The sequence below is a fragment of the Burkholderia mycopellens genome, from assembly GCF_964265025.1.
GTDB lineage: Bacteria > Pseudomonadota > Gammaproteobacteria > Burkholderiales > Burkholderiaceae > Burkholderia.
Window position 1 is genome coordinate 1,546,797 of record NZ_OZ183803.1, and the last position, 13,941, is coordinate 1,560,737.

The following is a 13,941-nucleotide window of genomic DNA, read 5'->3' on the forward strand; positions in this document are numbered from 1 at the left end:
GTCAGCCGAGATCGAGCGCATTCGTCAGGTCACCCGGCGGCGTCGCGCCGCGCGCGGCGAACGCCTGGTTGCGCGCGACCACCCCGTCGAGCGGCGCGAGCCCGTGCACGCGGCTGATGAAGCGCAGGATCGAGTTCGTGTCGTACAACGTGTGATCGACGAAACCCTTCTTCGCGAACGGCGAGATCACGAGCGCCGGAATCCGCGAGCCCGGCCCCCAGCGGTCGCCGACCGGCGGCGCGACGTGATCCCACCAGCCGCCGTTCTCGTCGTGCGTCATCACGATCACGGTGTTGTCCCATTGCGGCCCGCGCCGGATATGGTCGATCACGGTCGCGATGTGACGGTCGCCGGATTCGATGTCCGCGTAGCCTGCATGCATGTTCAGGTTGCCCTGCGGCTTGTAGAACGTGACGGCCGGCAGGCGGCCTGCGTCGATGTCGGCGATGAAGTGGTTGGTCGACGGCTCGTCGCCGAGCCCGGCGTCGCGCAGGTGCTTGCTGCGCGCGTCGGTGCCGGGCGCGTAGTTCGCGAAATAGTTGAACGGCTGGTGGTGGTACTGGAAATCGGGCACGTTGCCCGTGTCGCGATGCTCGAGCGCGTACTGCCACGCGCCGCTGTACCACGCCCAGTCGACGTTCTTTTCCGACAGGCGGTCACCGATCGTCGCATGGCCCTGCGGCGGCATCACGCGATGATCGGCCGGATCCGCATACGCGGCATTGCCCGGGTCAGCCGGCGGCACGTAGCTCGGCTGGTACGGCGGCGCCATCGTGTTGACGCCATAGCCGTCGGGCGTCAGCGGGCCGTCGCCCGCGAACTTGGGCGGGCCGTCGAGCGCGGACGCCGGCGAATCGTCGGCGAGCTTCAGGCGCGTGCCGGCCGGATCGTCGCCCTCGACTTTCGACAGCAGCTTGGCTGCGTGCGGATGCTTGTGCGCGTCCGGATACAGAGGCGGCTGCGCGGAAATCAGGTACATGTGGTTCAGCCACGACCCGCCGAAAGCGGCCATGAAGAAGTTGTCGCACAGCGTGTATTGCCGTGCGAGATTCCACAGCCGCAGCGTGTCGGCCGAATTGCGGTAGTGGCCCATCACCAGGCCGCCCGAATCGGCCCACGCGGCGAACTGGTTGTTGCGGCCGCCCGCGATCTGCATTTGATTCTGGTAGAAGCGGTGCCACAGGTCGCGTGTGATCACGCCGTTCGGCAGCGCCTTGCCCTGTGCGTCCGAAATCAGGAACGGCGCGTTCGGCAGCTTGTCGATGTCGCGCTCGGCGATTGCGTAGCGCTTGCCGTCCACTTCCTGCGCCTGCGGCACGAGCCCGCCCCAGATCTTCGGCAGCACGGGCAGCGGTGTCTTGCCGTCGCGATCGAGCTGCTGCGTGTGCTCGGGGCGCACCTCGCTCAGCAGATGGCGCACGCCCGGGAAATCGCCGTACAGGTTCGCGAAGCTGCGATTTTCCGCATAGATCACGACGATGTGGCGCACGCGCTGGCGCAACGCTTCGTCGATGCGCAGGTCGGCGGCGGAGCGCGGCGCGCTGCCTGCCGTGGTTTCGCAGCCGCTGAGCGCGACACCCGCGCCGAGCGCGGCGAGGCCGCCGAGCAGGCGGCGGCGGTCGGGATCGGCGGGAAGGTCGTCGGGGCGATCGGGGGTGTCGTTCACGTCGTGGGTTCCTCGAGTGGGCGGGTGGACGGGGGCGTGATGCGCGGCGGCGTCGCACAGGCTGCCGCGCTGCGGGATGGAAGGCAACAGCCCGTGTTGCGCCTGTCACAAAAATGTCATGAACGCGACTATAACGCGGCAACGGGGGCAGATGAAAGGTGTTGGTCGGACGATTCGAGCCGCGCCGCGGGCGATGCGCGACGCCTGCGCGCGAGCTAGACTTGATTCAGGGGCGGCGCGTCGCAGCGTGCCGCCCGGGCGAGGATTGCCCGGCGGCGCTGGCCCAAGGCGTCGTCGCGGCACCATTGATGCGACGAACGAGGCGATGAAGCGAGGCGACGATGGCCCGCATGAATGCCGCTTCCGCATGGCCGCCGATGCCGCGCGCCGGCTGCGCGCGCGTCCGCACACGTCCGCCGTGCCGCGCCGCCTAGCGTAGCGCGCACGTCCGGCCCGATGCCATGGACAGGAAATTCGACTACCCGGGATTGCTGATCGCGGCGGGCTTCTTCGTGCTGTTCGCCGCGCAGTTGCTGATGCTGCATCCGTCGTCGGCGTCGATCGCGTACAGCGATTTCCACCGGCTCGTCGCCGCACGGCTCGTCGATGATCTCGAGGTCGGCCCTGCATCGATCACGGGCACGCTGAAGATGCCGCAGGCCGGCACGATGCTGCCGGCGTCCGAAGTCGCGGCCGTGCAGCAGGCCGGCGCGCCGTGGCGCTTCACGACCAACCGCGTGACCGACGAGCACCTGACCGACACGCTGACCGCCGCCGGCATCCGCTATCACGGCGCACCGGACACGAGCTGGATCGCATCGCTTGCGTCGTGGCTGCTGCCGCTCGTGCTGTTCGTGTTCATCTGGAACATGATGCTGCGCAAGCGCGGCGGGCTGCAGGACTTCACCGGGATGGGCAAGAGCCGCGCGCGGGTGTACGTGCAGCAGGAAACCGGCATCACGTTCGACGATATCGCGGGCATCGACGAGGCGAAGGCCGAGCTGCAGCAACTCGTCGCATTCCTGCGCAACCCCGACCGTTACCAGCGGCTCGGCGGCAAGATCCCGAAGGGCGTGCTGGTAGTCGGCGCGCCGGGCACCGGCAAGACGCTGCTCGCGCGTGCGGTGGCCGGCGAGGCGGCCGTGCCGTTTTTCTCGATCAGCGGCTCGGCGTTCGTCGAGATGTTCGTCGGCGTCGGCGCGGCCCGCGTGCGCGACCTGTTCGAGCAGGCGCAGCAGAAGGCGCCGTGCATCGTGTTCGTCGACGAGCTCGATGCGCTCGGCAAGGTGCGCGGCGTGGGTCCGATGTCGGGCAACGACGAACGCGAGCAGACGCTCAATCAGCTGCTCGTCGAGATGGACGGCTTCCAGGCCGGCTCCGGCGTAATCATCATGGCCGCGACGAACCGGCCCGAGATCCTCGATCCCGCGCTGCTGCGGCCGGGCCGCTTCGATCGCCACATCGCGATCGACCGGCCCGACGTGAATGGCCGGCGGCAGATCCTCGGCGTGCACGTCAAGCGCGTGAAGCTCGCGGCCGACGTCGATCTCGGCGAACTCGCGTCGCGCACGCCGGGCTTCGTCGGCGCGGATCTCGCGAACGTCGTCAACGAGGCCGCGCTGCATGCGGCCGAACTCGGCAAGCCGGCGATCGGCATGGCCGACTTCGACGAGGCGATCGACCGCGCGCTGACGGGCCTCGAGCGCAAGAGCCGCGTGATGAACGCACAGGAGAAGCTGACCATCGCGTATCACGAGGCCGGTCACGCGCTCGTCGCGGAAAGCCGCACGCATTGCGATCCGGTGAAGAAAGTGTCGATCATTCCGCGCGGCGTCGCGGCGCTTGGCTATACGCAGCAGGTGCCGACCGAGGATCGCTACGTGTTGCGCCGAAGCGAGCTGCTCGACCGGATCGACGCCCTGCTCGGCGGCCGCGTTGCCGAAGAACTCGTGTTCGGCGACGTGTCGACGGGCGCGCAGAACGATCTCGAACGCGCGACCGCGATGGCGCGCCACATGGTCATGCAGTACGGGATGAGCGAGAAGATCGGGCTCGCGACGTTCGACGATGGCGAGGCGCGCCAGGGCATACCAGGCGCATGGCATGCGGGCGAGATGCGCTGCAGTGAGCACACCGCGCGCATGATCGACGACGAGGTGCACACGTTGCTGACCGATGCGCATGCGCGGGTTGCGATGACGCTCGGCGAACGCCGCGATGCACTCGAGCGCATCGCACGCCGGCTATTGCAATGCGAGGTGCTCGAACGCGACGCGCTGCAGGCGCTGATCGACGGGCGCGTCGATCCACCGTCCGCAACGACGGCGGCGCCGGACGACGAAGCCGGCGCACGCGGCGGCGCGATCGAAACGGAGCATGCGTCCGCGGTCGAGCGCGATTTCGTCGCATACGGGCCGCCACGCGAACCCGATCGCTGAAGGTGCCGCGAACCTGCGAGCGGCGCGCGTCGCAGCGACTGCGCGCCGGCATTCCTTTCCCCGTTGATCTCCACGGAGTCGCCATGAGCGAGGCGCACGTATCGGTCGATGTCGCGCAGCAGGCGCGTTTCTGTTTCGAAGTGGCGTTTGCCGGCACGACGCTGGCGCCGGTGCTGACCGACGAGCCGCCGCCGCTCGGCGACGGACGCGGGCCGAACCCGATCCGGTTATTGGCCGCGGCCGTCGCGACCTGCCTCGCGGCGAGCCTGCTGTTCGCGCTGGAAAAGCAGCGTGTCGATCCGCAGCCGATTGCCGCGCATATCGACGTCGACATGGTGCAGAACGAAGCAGGCTGGGTGCGGGTGGGCGCGATGTCGGTACGGCTGTCGATCGGCAAGACGTGGGCCGATCTCGCGGCAGCGACGCGCGTGCTCGATCAGTTCGATGCGTACTGCGTACTGACGGCGAGCCTGCGCGAAGGCATTCCGGTTTCGGTCGACCTGTGCGACGTGAACGGCGCGGCGCTCGAATACGTGGCGACGGACGCGTGAGCGCGCGTCAGGATGGGGTTGCGGCGGCGACTTCGGCCGCTTCGGCGAGCGCGTCGAGAAAGCGCGTGCGCCACCAGTGCACGTCGGTCTTGCGCACGAGCGCCATCAACGCCGCGTGACGCTGGCGGCGTTCTTCGAGCGGCATCGCGAGCGCGCGCTGGATCGCCTGCGCGGTGCCTTGCGTGTCGTACGGATTGACGAGCAGCGCCGACTTCAACTGCTCGGCCGCGCCGGCGAAACGCGACAGCACGAGCACGCCCGGGTCGGCTGCGTCCTGCGCGGCGAGAAATTCCTTCGCGACGAGGTTCATCCCGTCGCGCAGCGGCGTGACGAGTGCGACGCGGCTTGCGCGATAGAGGCCCGGCAGGCGCTTGCGCGCGACGGTGCGGTGAATGTAGCGCATCGGCATCCACTCGAGTTCGCCGTAGTCGCCGTTGATCGCGCCGCACAGGCTGTCCATCTCGCGCCGCAGGTCGTCGTACGCGCCGAGATCCTCGCGGCTCGGCGCGGCGATCTGGATCAGCGTCGCGCGGTTGCGGTTCTCCGGATACTGCTCGAGCAACTGGCGGAACGCATGCACGCGCTGCGGCAGCCCCTTCGTGTAGTCGAGCCGGTCGACGCCGACCAGCAGCTGGCGGCGCGAATACTCGTCGCGCATCCGCGCGAACATGTCGAGCCCGTCGCGATCGCGCGCGAGCGATTCGAACTCGTCGACATTGATGCCGATCGGGAAGGCGCCTGCCGACAGCGTGCGGCCGAACGCGCGCAGGCGGCCGTCCGGCAGCCGCGCGGCGCCGGCTTCCGCTTCGACGTAATGCTCGAAGTGGAGCAGGTCCGACTCGGTCTGGAAGCCGACGAGATCGTACGCGAACAGCGAGCGCATCAGCCATTCGTGTTCCGGGATCGCGGCCATGATCGGCGGCGGCGGCATCGGGATGTGCAGGAAGAAACCGATCGGATTCGTGCAGCCCATCGCGCGCAATTCGGCGGCGAGCGGAATCAGCTGGTAGTCGTGGACCCAGATGGTGTCGTCGGGCCGCAGCAGCGTGCGCAGTTTGCGCGCGAACAGCTGGTTGACGCGCCGGTAGCCGTCGGCGAAGCGGCGGTCGAACTGCGCGAGATCGAGCCGGTAGTGAAACACCGGCCACAGCACGTTGTTCGAATAACCGAGGTAGTACGCGTCGTAATCCTGCGGGTCGAGATCGATCGTCGCGAGCTGGATGCCGCCGACGTTCTGGATCTGCACCTCGTCGCCATGCGTAGGCTGATCGTCGCCGCCGCGTAGCCTCCCGCTCCAGCCGAACCAGACGCCGCCGGATTCCTGCAGGCTGTCTTTCACGGCGACGGCGAGGCCGCCGGCCGCGGCTTTACGAGGATCTGCAATGCGATTGGATACGACGACGAGTCGGCTCACTAGCTCTCCTGACGATTGTTGGGGGAAAGGTTTGTGCGGCCGTGGCGCGAGAAACAGACGCCGCCATCGACGCGCGATGTGCGCAACGAGGGGGCCGCAATGCGATCGGACGGGAGTCAGGGTACGCGATTCGCCGTCCGACCGGGGAGTGCTTTTTTTAGCATACTCGTCATTCGTGCGTTTTAAAAGTCTGCCTCGGCGAGCGATGTGCGGGCGAATGCAGCGCGATCTCCATGTCGCCGGTGTGGCAACGCACGATACACGGGCGGGATCGAAACTTGCGCAACGCTGCACGCGCAGCGTGCGCCATGCGAGGCGCAACAGGGCGCATCACGCGCGATCGTGCGCGGCGATGTGCTGGTCAGGACGCGCGCACGAGGCCGCGCCGGTCGATGGAAACGACCGTCGAGGCTGCCGCTCCACGCACGGTGCTACCCGTATGCGCGCCGCGAGCGTGCGACGCGGATCGGCGAAGCGCGACGTCGGGCATGCGAACCCGCTGCGCCGGGCGGTGACGATGCGCGGCAGCACTGCGTGCCGCGTGCGGCCGCGCATCGCGCGGCGCGCACAAGCGTGACGCAGGCAGTGCGGCGGCACGGCGTGCGCATCGTCGCCTCGTTGCGGAATCGATTACGCGGTGGCCGGTTGCCAGTGATGCGCGGCCGGAGCTTGCGCGTACGCGCCCGGCGACGTCACGTGCGTGCCGGACGGCATCCGGAACGCGGCAACCGTTTCGGACAGCTCGCGGCCTTGCGCCTCGAGCGACTTCGATGCGGCCGCGGCCTGCTCGACGAGCGCCGCGTTCTGCTGCGTCGTCTCGTCCATCTGCGTGATCGTCAGGTTCACCTGGTCGATGCCGCGGCTCTGCTCGGCCGACGCGGCCGCGATCTCGCCCATGATGTCCGTCACACGCGCAACGGCCTGCGTGACGTCGGACATCGTCTTGCCGGCTTCGCCCGCGAGTTCGGAACTGTCGCGGATCGTCTGCACCGACGCGGAGATCAGTTCCTTGATCTCCTTCGCCGCCGTGGACGAACGTTGCGCGAGGCTGCGCACCTCGCTCGCGACGACCGCGAAACCGCGCCCCTGTTCGCCGGCGCGAGCGGCTTCGACGGCCGCGTTCAGCGCGAGGATGTTGGTCTGGAACGCGATGCCTTCGATGATGCCGGTGATGTCGGCGATCTTCGACGAGCTGTGGCCGATCTCCGTCATCGTTTCGACCACGCGGCCGACCACCGAACTGCCGCGCTGCGCGACGTCCGATGCGTTCGCGGCGAGCGAGCTGGCCTGTTGCGCGTTCTCCGCGTTCAATCGCACCGTCGACGTGAATTCCTCCATCGTCGCGGCGGTTTCCTGCAGCGATGCGGCCTGTTCCTCGGTGCGCTGGCTCAGGTCGAGGTTGCCCGACGCGATCTCGCCGACCGCATGTGCGATGCTGTTCGACGAATCGCGCACGCGGCCGACGATGCCGATCAATCGCTCGTTCATCGTTCGCAATGCTTCGAGCAGATCGCGCGTCTCGTCGTTGCCGCTCACGTCGATGCGGCTGCCGAGATCGCCGTTCGCGACCGTGCGTGCGACGTCCACGGCCGAGCCGATCGGCACCGTGATCCTGCGCGTCAGCCACAGGCCGCCGCATACCGCGACCGCGACGGCGATCAGGCAGATCCCGGCCAGCAGGTTGCGCTCCATCGCATAGCGATCCGCGAATTGCTGCGCGATCGCGAGTTCGCGTTCATGCGTATAGGTCGCGTAGGCATCGGTTGCGCGCACCAGTTGCGCGAGCAGTGGCCGGCAGTTGTCGTCGATGTCGGCGATCGCCTCGTCTTTCTTGCCGGCCTGCGCGAGCCCGACGATACGCAGTGCGACGGGCCCGTAGCTGCCTTCGATGCGCGCGATGTCGGCCACCAGTTCGCGAGCGCGATCGGAGGTGTCGGTCGCGTTCGCCATCATGTCCTTGAGCTTCGCGAGATGGTCCTGCACGTCCTTGTGCGACTGGTTCACCTCGGCCAGTTCGAGCTCGAGGTCGGACGGTTTGGTCACGAGTACGAGGTTGCGCGCGGCGATCGCGCGCCGGTCGACGGCGGTGCGGATTTGCGCGGAAAGGGTCGCCCGCGCATTGATGCCGTTCATGTAGCGGGAAAACTCGGCGTTCGTATCGGATAGCGCCTTGAGTGCCATGCCCGACACGATCACGACGACCGCTGCGAGCAGGCCGAAGCCGCCAAGGAGTTTTGTTTTGATGCTCATTCTGGCGATTTTCACAGTGTGCCTCTGTGCGTGTGGTTGGCGAATTGAAATTATTGTTCGACCAGATACGGGCTCGTGCCGGCATTAACGGGTATATCGGATGATTCTTTACCCTTCGAAAACCCTGATATTAGTTTTTTTATCGCTGGAACCGTTGTCGGGCGGGCGCTTTTGATTTTGATCAAGAATCGATGGAGTGCCCGTGATTAAAAGGTTTATACGTGGAATTTGAAACCGGTTTTCTTTGGTGAAACAAAAGCTGTCGTTTTGCTAATAATAGTATGATGAATTTGTTTCGATTTATCGATGAATGCCGGAAGGTGGTTTCGACTGAATCGGGTAGGGAACCGGTTCGCGTCGTCGGCGAGTGCCGCGCGATTGCCGGTAATGGCGGATAAACGGAATTTCGCGGCGGGCAGGGGTGCCGGAAAGCGGCCCGCGGCGGGCGCCGCGGGCCGTGAGAGGGTCAGAACGTGGTGCGCAACCCGGCCATCACGCTGCGGCCGCCTTCCGGTGCGAAGCCGCGTACGACCGAGGTCGAATAGCGGATTTCCTGGTTCGTCAGGTTGTCGCCGCGCAGGTAGGCGAGCCAGTGCGTCGGGCCGACGCGGAACTTGTAGGTGAGCATCACGCCGAGCGACGTGTAGCCGTCCGTCGAAAAGTCGTTCTCGGGCACACGATGCTGCGACCACGCATGCGTGACTTGCGCGCGCGCGCCGAACGGGCCGTAGCCGTAGTCGGCCGCGAGCGTCGCGCGCAGCGGCGCGATGCGCGGCAGCGGCTGGCCCGTGTCGACGTTGCGTGCATGCGTGTAGTCGGCCGTCAGTTCCAGGTCGACCGTATGGCCGCGCCGCGCGAAGGCGCGCCACTTGCCGTCCAGCTCGATGCCGTAGAACTCGGCGCGCACGCCACGGTAGATCGCCTCGTTGAGCGAGCCGTCGGTACCGGGCGCGACCGGTTCGCCGTCGTCGTTCACCACGCGGCCCGTGTTGTACTCGGTCAGGTAGTTCGAGAAGCGGTTGTAGAACACGCCGACGCTGCCGCGATTCGGGCCGCTCGCGTAGCGCAGCGACAGGTCGGTCGACACGGCCTTTTCCTTCGACGCGTTCGGGTTGCCGATCAGGAACTGGCCGGTCGCATCGTGCGGGCCGTTCGAATACAGTTCGTAGAAGGTCGGCGCGCGTTCGGTGTACGCGACGTTGGCCGCCACCGACCATACGGGCGTCAGCGAGAACAGCGCGCCGGCCGACAGGCTGCCCGCGTTGAACTCGCGCGGCTGCGCTCCCGCGAATTTCTCGACGCCGGCCGGATCGGGATCGACCTTCACGTGCTCGAAGCGGCCGCCGAGGCTCAGCTTGAGCGCCGGGACGACCTGCCATTCCTCGAGGCCGAACAGCGCGACGCTGTTCGTACGCGTGGACGGCACGAGCATCTCGTCGCCCAGCGCGGAGAACGTGTTCTGGCCGAACTGCACGCCGATCGCGCCTTCGAGCGGGCCGATCTTGCGATGCGTTGCCTCGATGCGCGCCTCGTAGCCGCGATTGCGGAAGGTGGTCGCGGTCTCGCCGTTGTCGACTTCCTTGTGACGGTAGTCGGTGTACGCGAAGTCGAATTTCAGCTTCGTGAACGGCCCGCTCAGGTTGCGCACCTCGGACGCGAGCGCAAGGCGCTCCTGACGCATCCGCAGCCGCACGTCGCTCTCCGCGACGGAGCCGTAGTTCGATTCGTAGCCGCTGTACGACAGGCCCGCGAAGCCGTCCGCCCACGTATACGACGCGCCGGCCGAGCCGCCGTGCACGCGGCCGTCGCTGTTCGGCACGTTGCCATACGGCTGCGGCGTGTCGGGGCCGTCGATCGCGCGTTGTGCGCTGCTGCGCGCGTAGCCGGGAATCCGCAGCTTGCTCGTTTCGCGGTCGAACGCATCGACGTGGAACGCGAAGCGGCCATTGCCGCCTTCCACTTGCGCGGCGTCCGCGCGCACCGAGTTTGCGCCGCCGTAGCGCGCGTCGAGCGCACCCGTCACGCCCTCGATCGCTTCGCGCGGAATCCGGTTGTCGATCGTGTTGACGACGCCGCCCACCGCGTTGCCGCCGTATAGCAGCGCGGCCGGGCCGCGCACGATCTCGACGCGTTCGATCGACAGCGGATCCTGCGGCACCGCATGGTCGTACGACAGCGACGACGCGTCGTAGGCCGCGACGCCGTTCTGCAGCAGCCGGATCCGGTCGCCGTCCATCCCGCGGATGATCGGGCGGCCGACCATCGGCCCGTAGGTGGTGGTCGATACGCCGGGCAGCCCGTTGAGCGTCTCGCCGAGCGAATCGGCCTGGCGGCGTGTCAGCGCATCGCCGGAAAGCTGGACGGTCGGCGCGATCAGTTCGTTGTCGCCGAGCGGGTTCGCGGTCACGAAGATCGGGGCGAGCGCGGTGGTCGGTGGCGTGCCGGACACGGCGGGCGTATCGGTCTGCGCGTGCGCGACGGCGGCGAACAGTATCAGCGAAAGGGACGAGAGCGGGCGAAGCGGTAGACGAGGGAGGTCGCGCATGGTTGGTGAATCGGTTGGAATCGGATCGGATAACGAGCGATGCGGGTCACGGCTGGATACGATATATTGTTGCGTCAGCAACGCGCAGCGACCCGTTGGAAAATGGCTCGGCGAGGCCCGGCCACCCAGAGTGGAACGGCGTCAGGCGGACGAGCACGCGAAATGATATGTTATATCATTTCAAATTCCAAGCAAGATGACAGGATTTTGTCGGGTTTCTGTCTGATGGATGAAATGGCCACGGGAGCGGCGGGGCGCGCCCGCGCGGGGTTCGGTCTGGAAGTCCAGGTCGTGAACGTGGGCGGCACGCTGGTTCGTCGACCACGTTGAGGTTGCCGCCCGCATTCAGTGCGCGGCCCCTGACGGGGTGCGATCCGGCGTCGCGCCCCGGTGCGATACCTTGAAGCCGCGGCCATCGCCGTGCATCGTCCCGCGCGTTGATACGTGTCAACGTCTTTCGAGTCCGAATCCGGATACTGGATCGCCTACCGACCAGGCAGGAGCGATCCATGACCCAAACCATGAAAGCGGCCGTCGTGCACGCATTCGGCGAACCGCTACGCATCGAGGAGGTGCCCGTGCCGACGCCGGGGCGCGGCCAGATCCTCGTCAACATCCAGGCATCGGGCGTGTGCCATACCGATCTGCACGCGGCCGACGGCGACTGGCCGGTCAAGCCGTCGTTGCCGTTCATTCCGGGCCATGAAGGCGTGGGCATCGTCGCGGCGGTCGGCGCGGGCGTCACGCATGTGCGCGAAGGCGATCGCGTGGGCGTGCCCTGGCTCTATACGGCCTGCGGCCATTGCGAGTACTGCTACACGGGCTGGGAAACGCTGTGCCATGACCAGCAGAACACCGGCTATTCGGTGAACGGCAGCTACGCGGAATACGTCCTGGCCGATCCCGACTACGTCGGCCATTTGCCCGCGCAGGTTGCGTTCGACGAGATCGCGCCGATCCTGTGCGCGGGCGTCACCGTCTACAAGGGCATTCGCGTCACCGATACGCGCCCGGGCCAGTGGCTCGCGATCTCCGGTATCGGCGGCCTCGGGCACGTGGCCGTGCAGTATGCGCGCGCGATGGGCCTGCACGTCGCGGCCATCGACATTTCACCCGACAAGCTCGCGCTGGCGCGGCAGCTCGGCGCACAACTGACGATCGACGCGTCGATCGACGATCCGGCCAAGGTCATCCAGAAGGAGATCGGCGGTGCGCACGGCGTGCTCGTCACGGCCGTGTCCCGCAGCGCGTTCGCGCAGGCGCTCGGGATGGTGCGGCGCGGCGGCACGGTGGCGCTGAACGGCTTGCCACCCGGCGATTTCCCGTTGCCGATCTTCTCGACCGTGCTGAACGGCATCACCGTGCGCGGGTCGATCGTCGGTACGCGGCGCGACCTGCAGGAATCGCTCGATTTCGCGGCCGACGGCCTGGTGCGCGCGCACATCCATCGCGACCGGCTCGGCAACATCAACGACGTGTTCGCGAAACTGCGCGCAGGCAAGGTCGACGGGCGCGTCGTGCTGACCGACATGCATTGATGCGATGCACGCGGCGCGTGCCGTCGATGGCGCGACGGCGCCGCGCTGCTCATCGTTCCGCCGGAAACCGCTCCTGCAGCGTATGCAGCCAGCGCGCGACGACATCGAGTTCGTCGTCGGAAAACCCGTCGCACAGCTTGCCGTTGAGTTCGCGCAGCAGCACGCGTGCACGCTTGAGTGCCGCGCGGCCCTCGTCGGTCAGGTACAGGCGCGTCGCACGGCCGTCGTCCGAATCGGCATGACGCGTGATCAGGCCGGCTTTCGCCATCCGGTCGGCGAGCCCCGTCATCGCGGACGGTGCAAGCTGCAGCGCGGCGCCGACTTCGCCGATCAGCGCGCCATCCTGTTTCGCGAGGCAGAACAGCGCGCCGGCCTGCGCGGCGCTCGCGCGCGTCTCGGTCTCCGCCTTGCGGTCGATCCAGCGCTGCACGCGCCGCTGGCCGATGTTCAACATGAAAAACAGTCGTCGGTTTTCGCTCAAGCTGGGTTCCCGGCTGCAATGGAAAGGGAGGGACGGCCCGCGGCGCGCGGCGTGTCCAGTGCCTGCGCGAGCCAGTCGGCCACGCCGGGCCACAGCACGGTGCCGGGGCGGCTGCGGAAGAAGCCCATGTGCCCGACCGGGCCGCTGCCCGCCACGTGCGGATCGATCTGGCGACGTTCGACCGTCGCGCGGGTCAGATAGCTTACCAGCAGCCCGATCGCGGCCGGGTTCGCCCACGGGTCGTCGTCGAAGCCGAGCGCGAGGATCGGCAACTGCTGTTTCGCGTAACGCTCGGCCGCGCCGAGTGTCGGATCGTCGAAGAAATAGTGCGGCAGCGTCGTCCAGCGGCTCCATTCGCGGAACACGCCGGCCGGCATGTCCTCGCCGAGCCCGAGCCGCTTGCCGGGCACGTAGCCGAGCAGCGCGGACATCAGCGGGCCGAGTACGCGCAGGATCAGCCGCACCTTCAGGCGTTCGGCCGCCTGCGCGATCAGCCGCGTGCTGCCCGCATGCGCGGCGACCAGCACGGCCGCGCGCAGGTGCGGCGTGGCGGCGGACAGCCCGATCGCATGCCCGCCGACGCTATGCCCGACCGCCAGCAGCGGCAAACCTGCGTACGCCTGCCGCGCCCACGCGGTCGCGCCGCCCACGTCGAGTTCCATCCAGTCGCGCATGCGGGCCTTCAGCGCGCCCAGGCGCGCGGGCCGCGACGCGCCGATGCCGCGATAGTTGTAGGTGAGCGCCGCAAAGCCGCGTTCGGTCAGGAAGCGGGCGAAGCCCGCATACAGCCGCTCCGGCACGGCCGTCGCCGGATGGATCAGCACCAGCGCGCGCGGCTCGGCATCCGGCGACCACAGCGTGCCGTGCAGCGCGTAGCCGTCGGCGGCGGAAAACTCGATGGGTTGGGAGCTCACGACCGTCCTCGTTCAGGTGGTTATTTCGTATGCGAAATATAGTGCGTGATTTATTTCGCGCACGAAATATCTGTCGAGGATTCATTCGAACCGGGTTCCGATGAGCGCGACGGGCGGCATTCTGCGACGCCAGTCACGTCATAA

Annotated in this window: 9 protein-coding genes; 3 read left to right on the top strand and 6 right to left on the bottom strand. The window is 67.5% G+C overall.

Features of this window, described 5'->3' with window-relative positions:
* Position 1: 1 nt before the first annotated feature.
* Positions 2 to 1,666 (bottom strand): acid phosphatase, encoded by a 1,665-nt coding sequence (locus ACPTTC_RS25260; protein WP_423394388.1) that lies wholly within the window; start codon positions 1,664 to 1,666, stop codon positions 2 to 4.
* A gap of 461 nt (positions 1,667 to 2,127) precedes the next feature.
* On the opposite strand from ACPTTC_RS25260, the gene ftsH reads away from it, so the two are divergent.
* Both ftsH and ACPTTC_RS25270 read left to right on the top strand, forming a co-directional pair.
* On the top strand, positions 2,128 to 4,104 hold the full coding sequence (ftsH, locus tag ACPTTC_RS25265; protein WP_423394389.1) for an ATP-dependent zinc metalloprotease FtsH: 1,977 nt from the start codon (positions 2,128 to 2,130) through the stop codon (positions 4,102 to 4,104).
* An 83-nt stretch (positions 4,105 to 4,187) separates the two neighbouring features.
* Positions 4,188 to 4,655 (top strand): OsmC family protein, encoded by a 468-nt coding sequence (locus ACPTTC_RS25270; RefSeq protein WP_423394390.1) that lies wholly within the window; start codon positions 4,188 to 4,190, stop codon positions 4,653 to 4,655.
* 7 nt (positions 4,656 to 4,662) lie between these two features.
* Here ACPTTC_RS25270 and otsA read toward each other — a convergent pair whose 3' ends face one another.
* The 3 genes from otsA to ACPTTC_RS25285 form a co-directional block, all read right to left on the bottom strand.
* A complete protein-coding gene (otsA, locus tag ACPTTC_RS25275) occupies positions 4,663 to 6,069 on the bottom strand; it encodes an alpha,alpha-trehalose-phosphate synthase (UDP-forming) (protein WP_226197539.1) in 1,407 nt (468 codons plus the stop codon).
* Positions 6,070 to 6,699: 630 nt separating this feature from the next.
* Positions 6,700 to 8,319 (bottom strand): methyl-accepting chemotaxis protein, encoded by a 1,620-nt coding sequence (locus ACPTTC_RS25280; RefSeq protein WP_423394391.1) that lies wholly within the window; start codon positions 8,317 to 8,319, stop codon positions 6,700 to 6,702.
* A 466-nt stretch (positions 8,320 to 8,785) separates the two neighbouring features.
* A complete protein-coding gene (locus ACPTTC_RS25285) occupies positions 8,786 to 10,864 on the bottom strand; it encodes a TonB-dependent receptor (protein ID WP_423394392.1) in 2,079 nt (692 codons plus the stop codon).
* 509 nt (positions 10,865 to 11,373) lie between these two features.
* Between ACPTTC_RS25285 and adhP the strand changes: the two genes are divergently transcribed.
* Complete coding sequence (gene adhP, locus ACPTTC_RS25290) at positions 11,374 to 12,402, top strand: alcohol dehydrogenase AdhP (RefSeq protein WP_175953762.1); 1,029 nt, start codon at positions 11,374 to 11,376, stop codon at positions 12,400 to 12,402.
* Positions 12,403 to 12,451: 49 nt separating this feature from the next.
* On the opposite strand, the gene ACPTTC_RS25295 is transcribed toward adhP, so the two are convergent.
* Complete coding sequence (locus tag ACPTTC_RS25295; protein ID WP_423394393.1) at positions 12,452 to 12,883, bottom strand: MarR family winged helix-turn-helix transcriptional regulator; 432 nt, start codon at positions 12,881 to 12,883, stop codon at positions 12,452 to 12,454.
* Entirely contained in the window at positions 12,880 to 13,797 is a 918-nt protein-coding gene (locus tag ACPTTC_RS25300) for a serine aminopeptidase domain-containing protein (protein ID WP_423394394.1), read from the bottom strand. Before ACPTTC_RS25300 ends, ACPTTC_RS25295 begins: the two co-directional genes overlap by 4 nt.
* Positions 13,798 to 13,941: the final 144 nt, after the last annotated feature.

Coding starts and splice junctions, on each gene's coding strand:
- ftsH (WP_423394389.1), top strand. CDS start 2,128: ATGGACAGGAAATTCGACTACCCGGGATTGCTGATCGCGGCGGGCTTC.
- ACPTTC_RS25270 (WP_423394390.1), top strand. CDS start 4,188: ATGAGCGAGGCGCACGTATCGGTCGATGTCGCGCAGCAGGCGCGTTTC.
- ACPTTC_RS25280 (WP_423394391.1), bottom strand. CDS start 8,319: ATGAGCATCAAAACAAAACTCCTTGGCGGCTTCGGCCTGCTCGCAGCG.
- ACPTTC_RS25285 (WP_423394392.1), bottom strand. CDS start 10,864: ATGCGCGACCTCCCTCGTCTACCGCTTCGCCCGCTCTCGTCCCTTTCG.
- adhP (WP_175953762.1), top strand. CDS start 11,374: ATGACCCAAACCATGAAAGCGGCCGTCGTGCACGCATTCGGCGAACCG.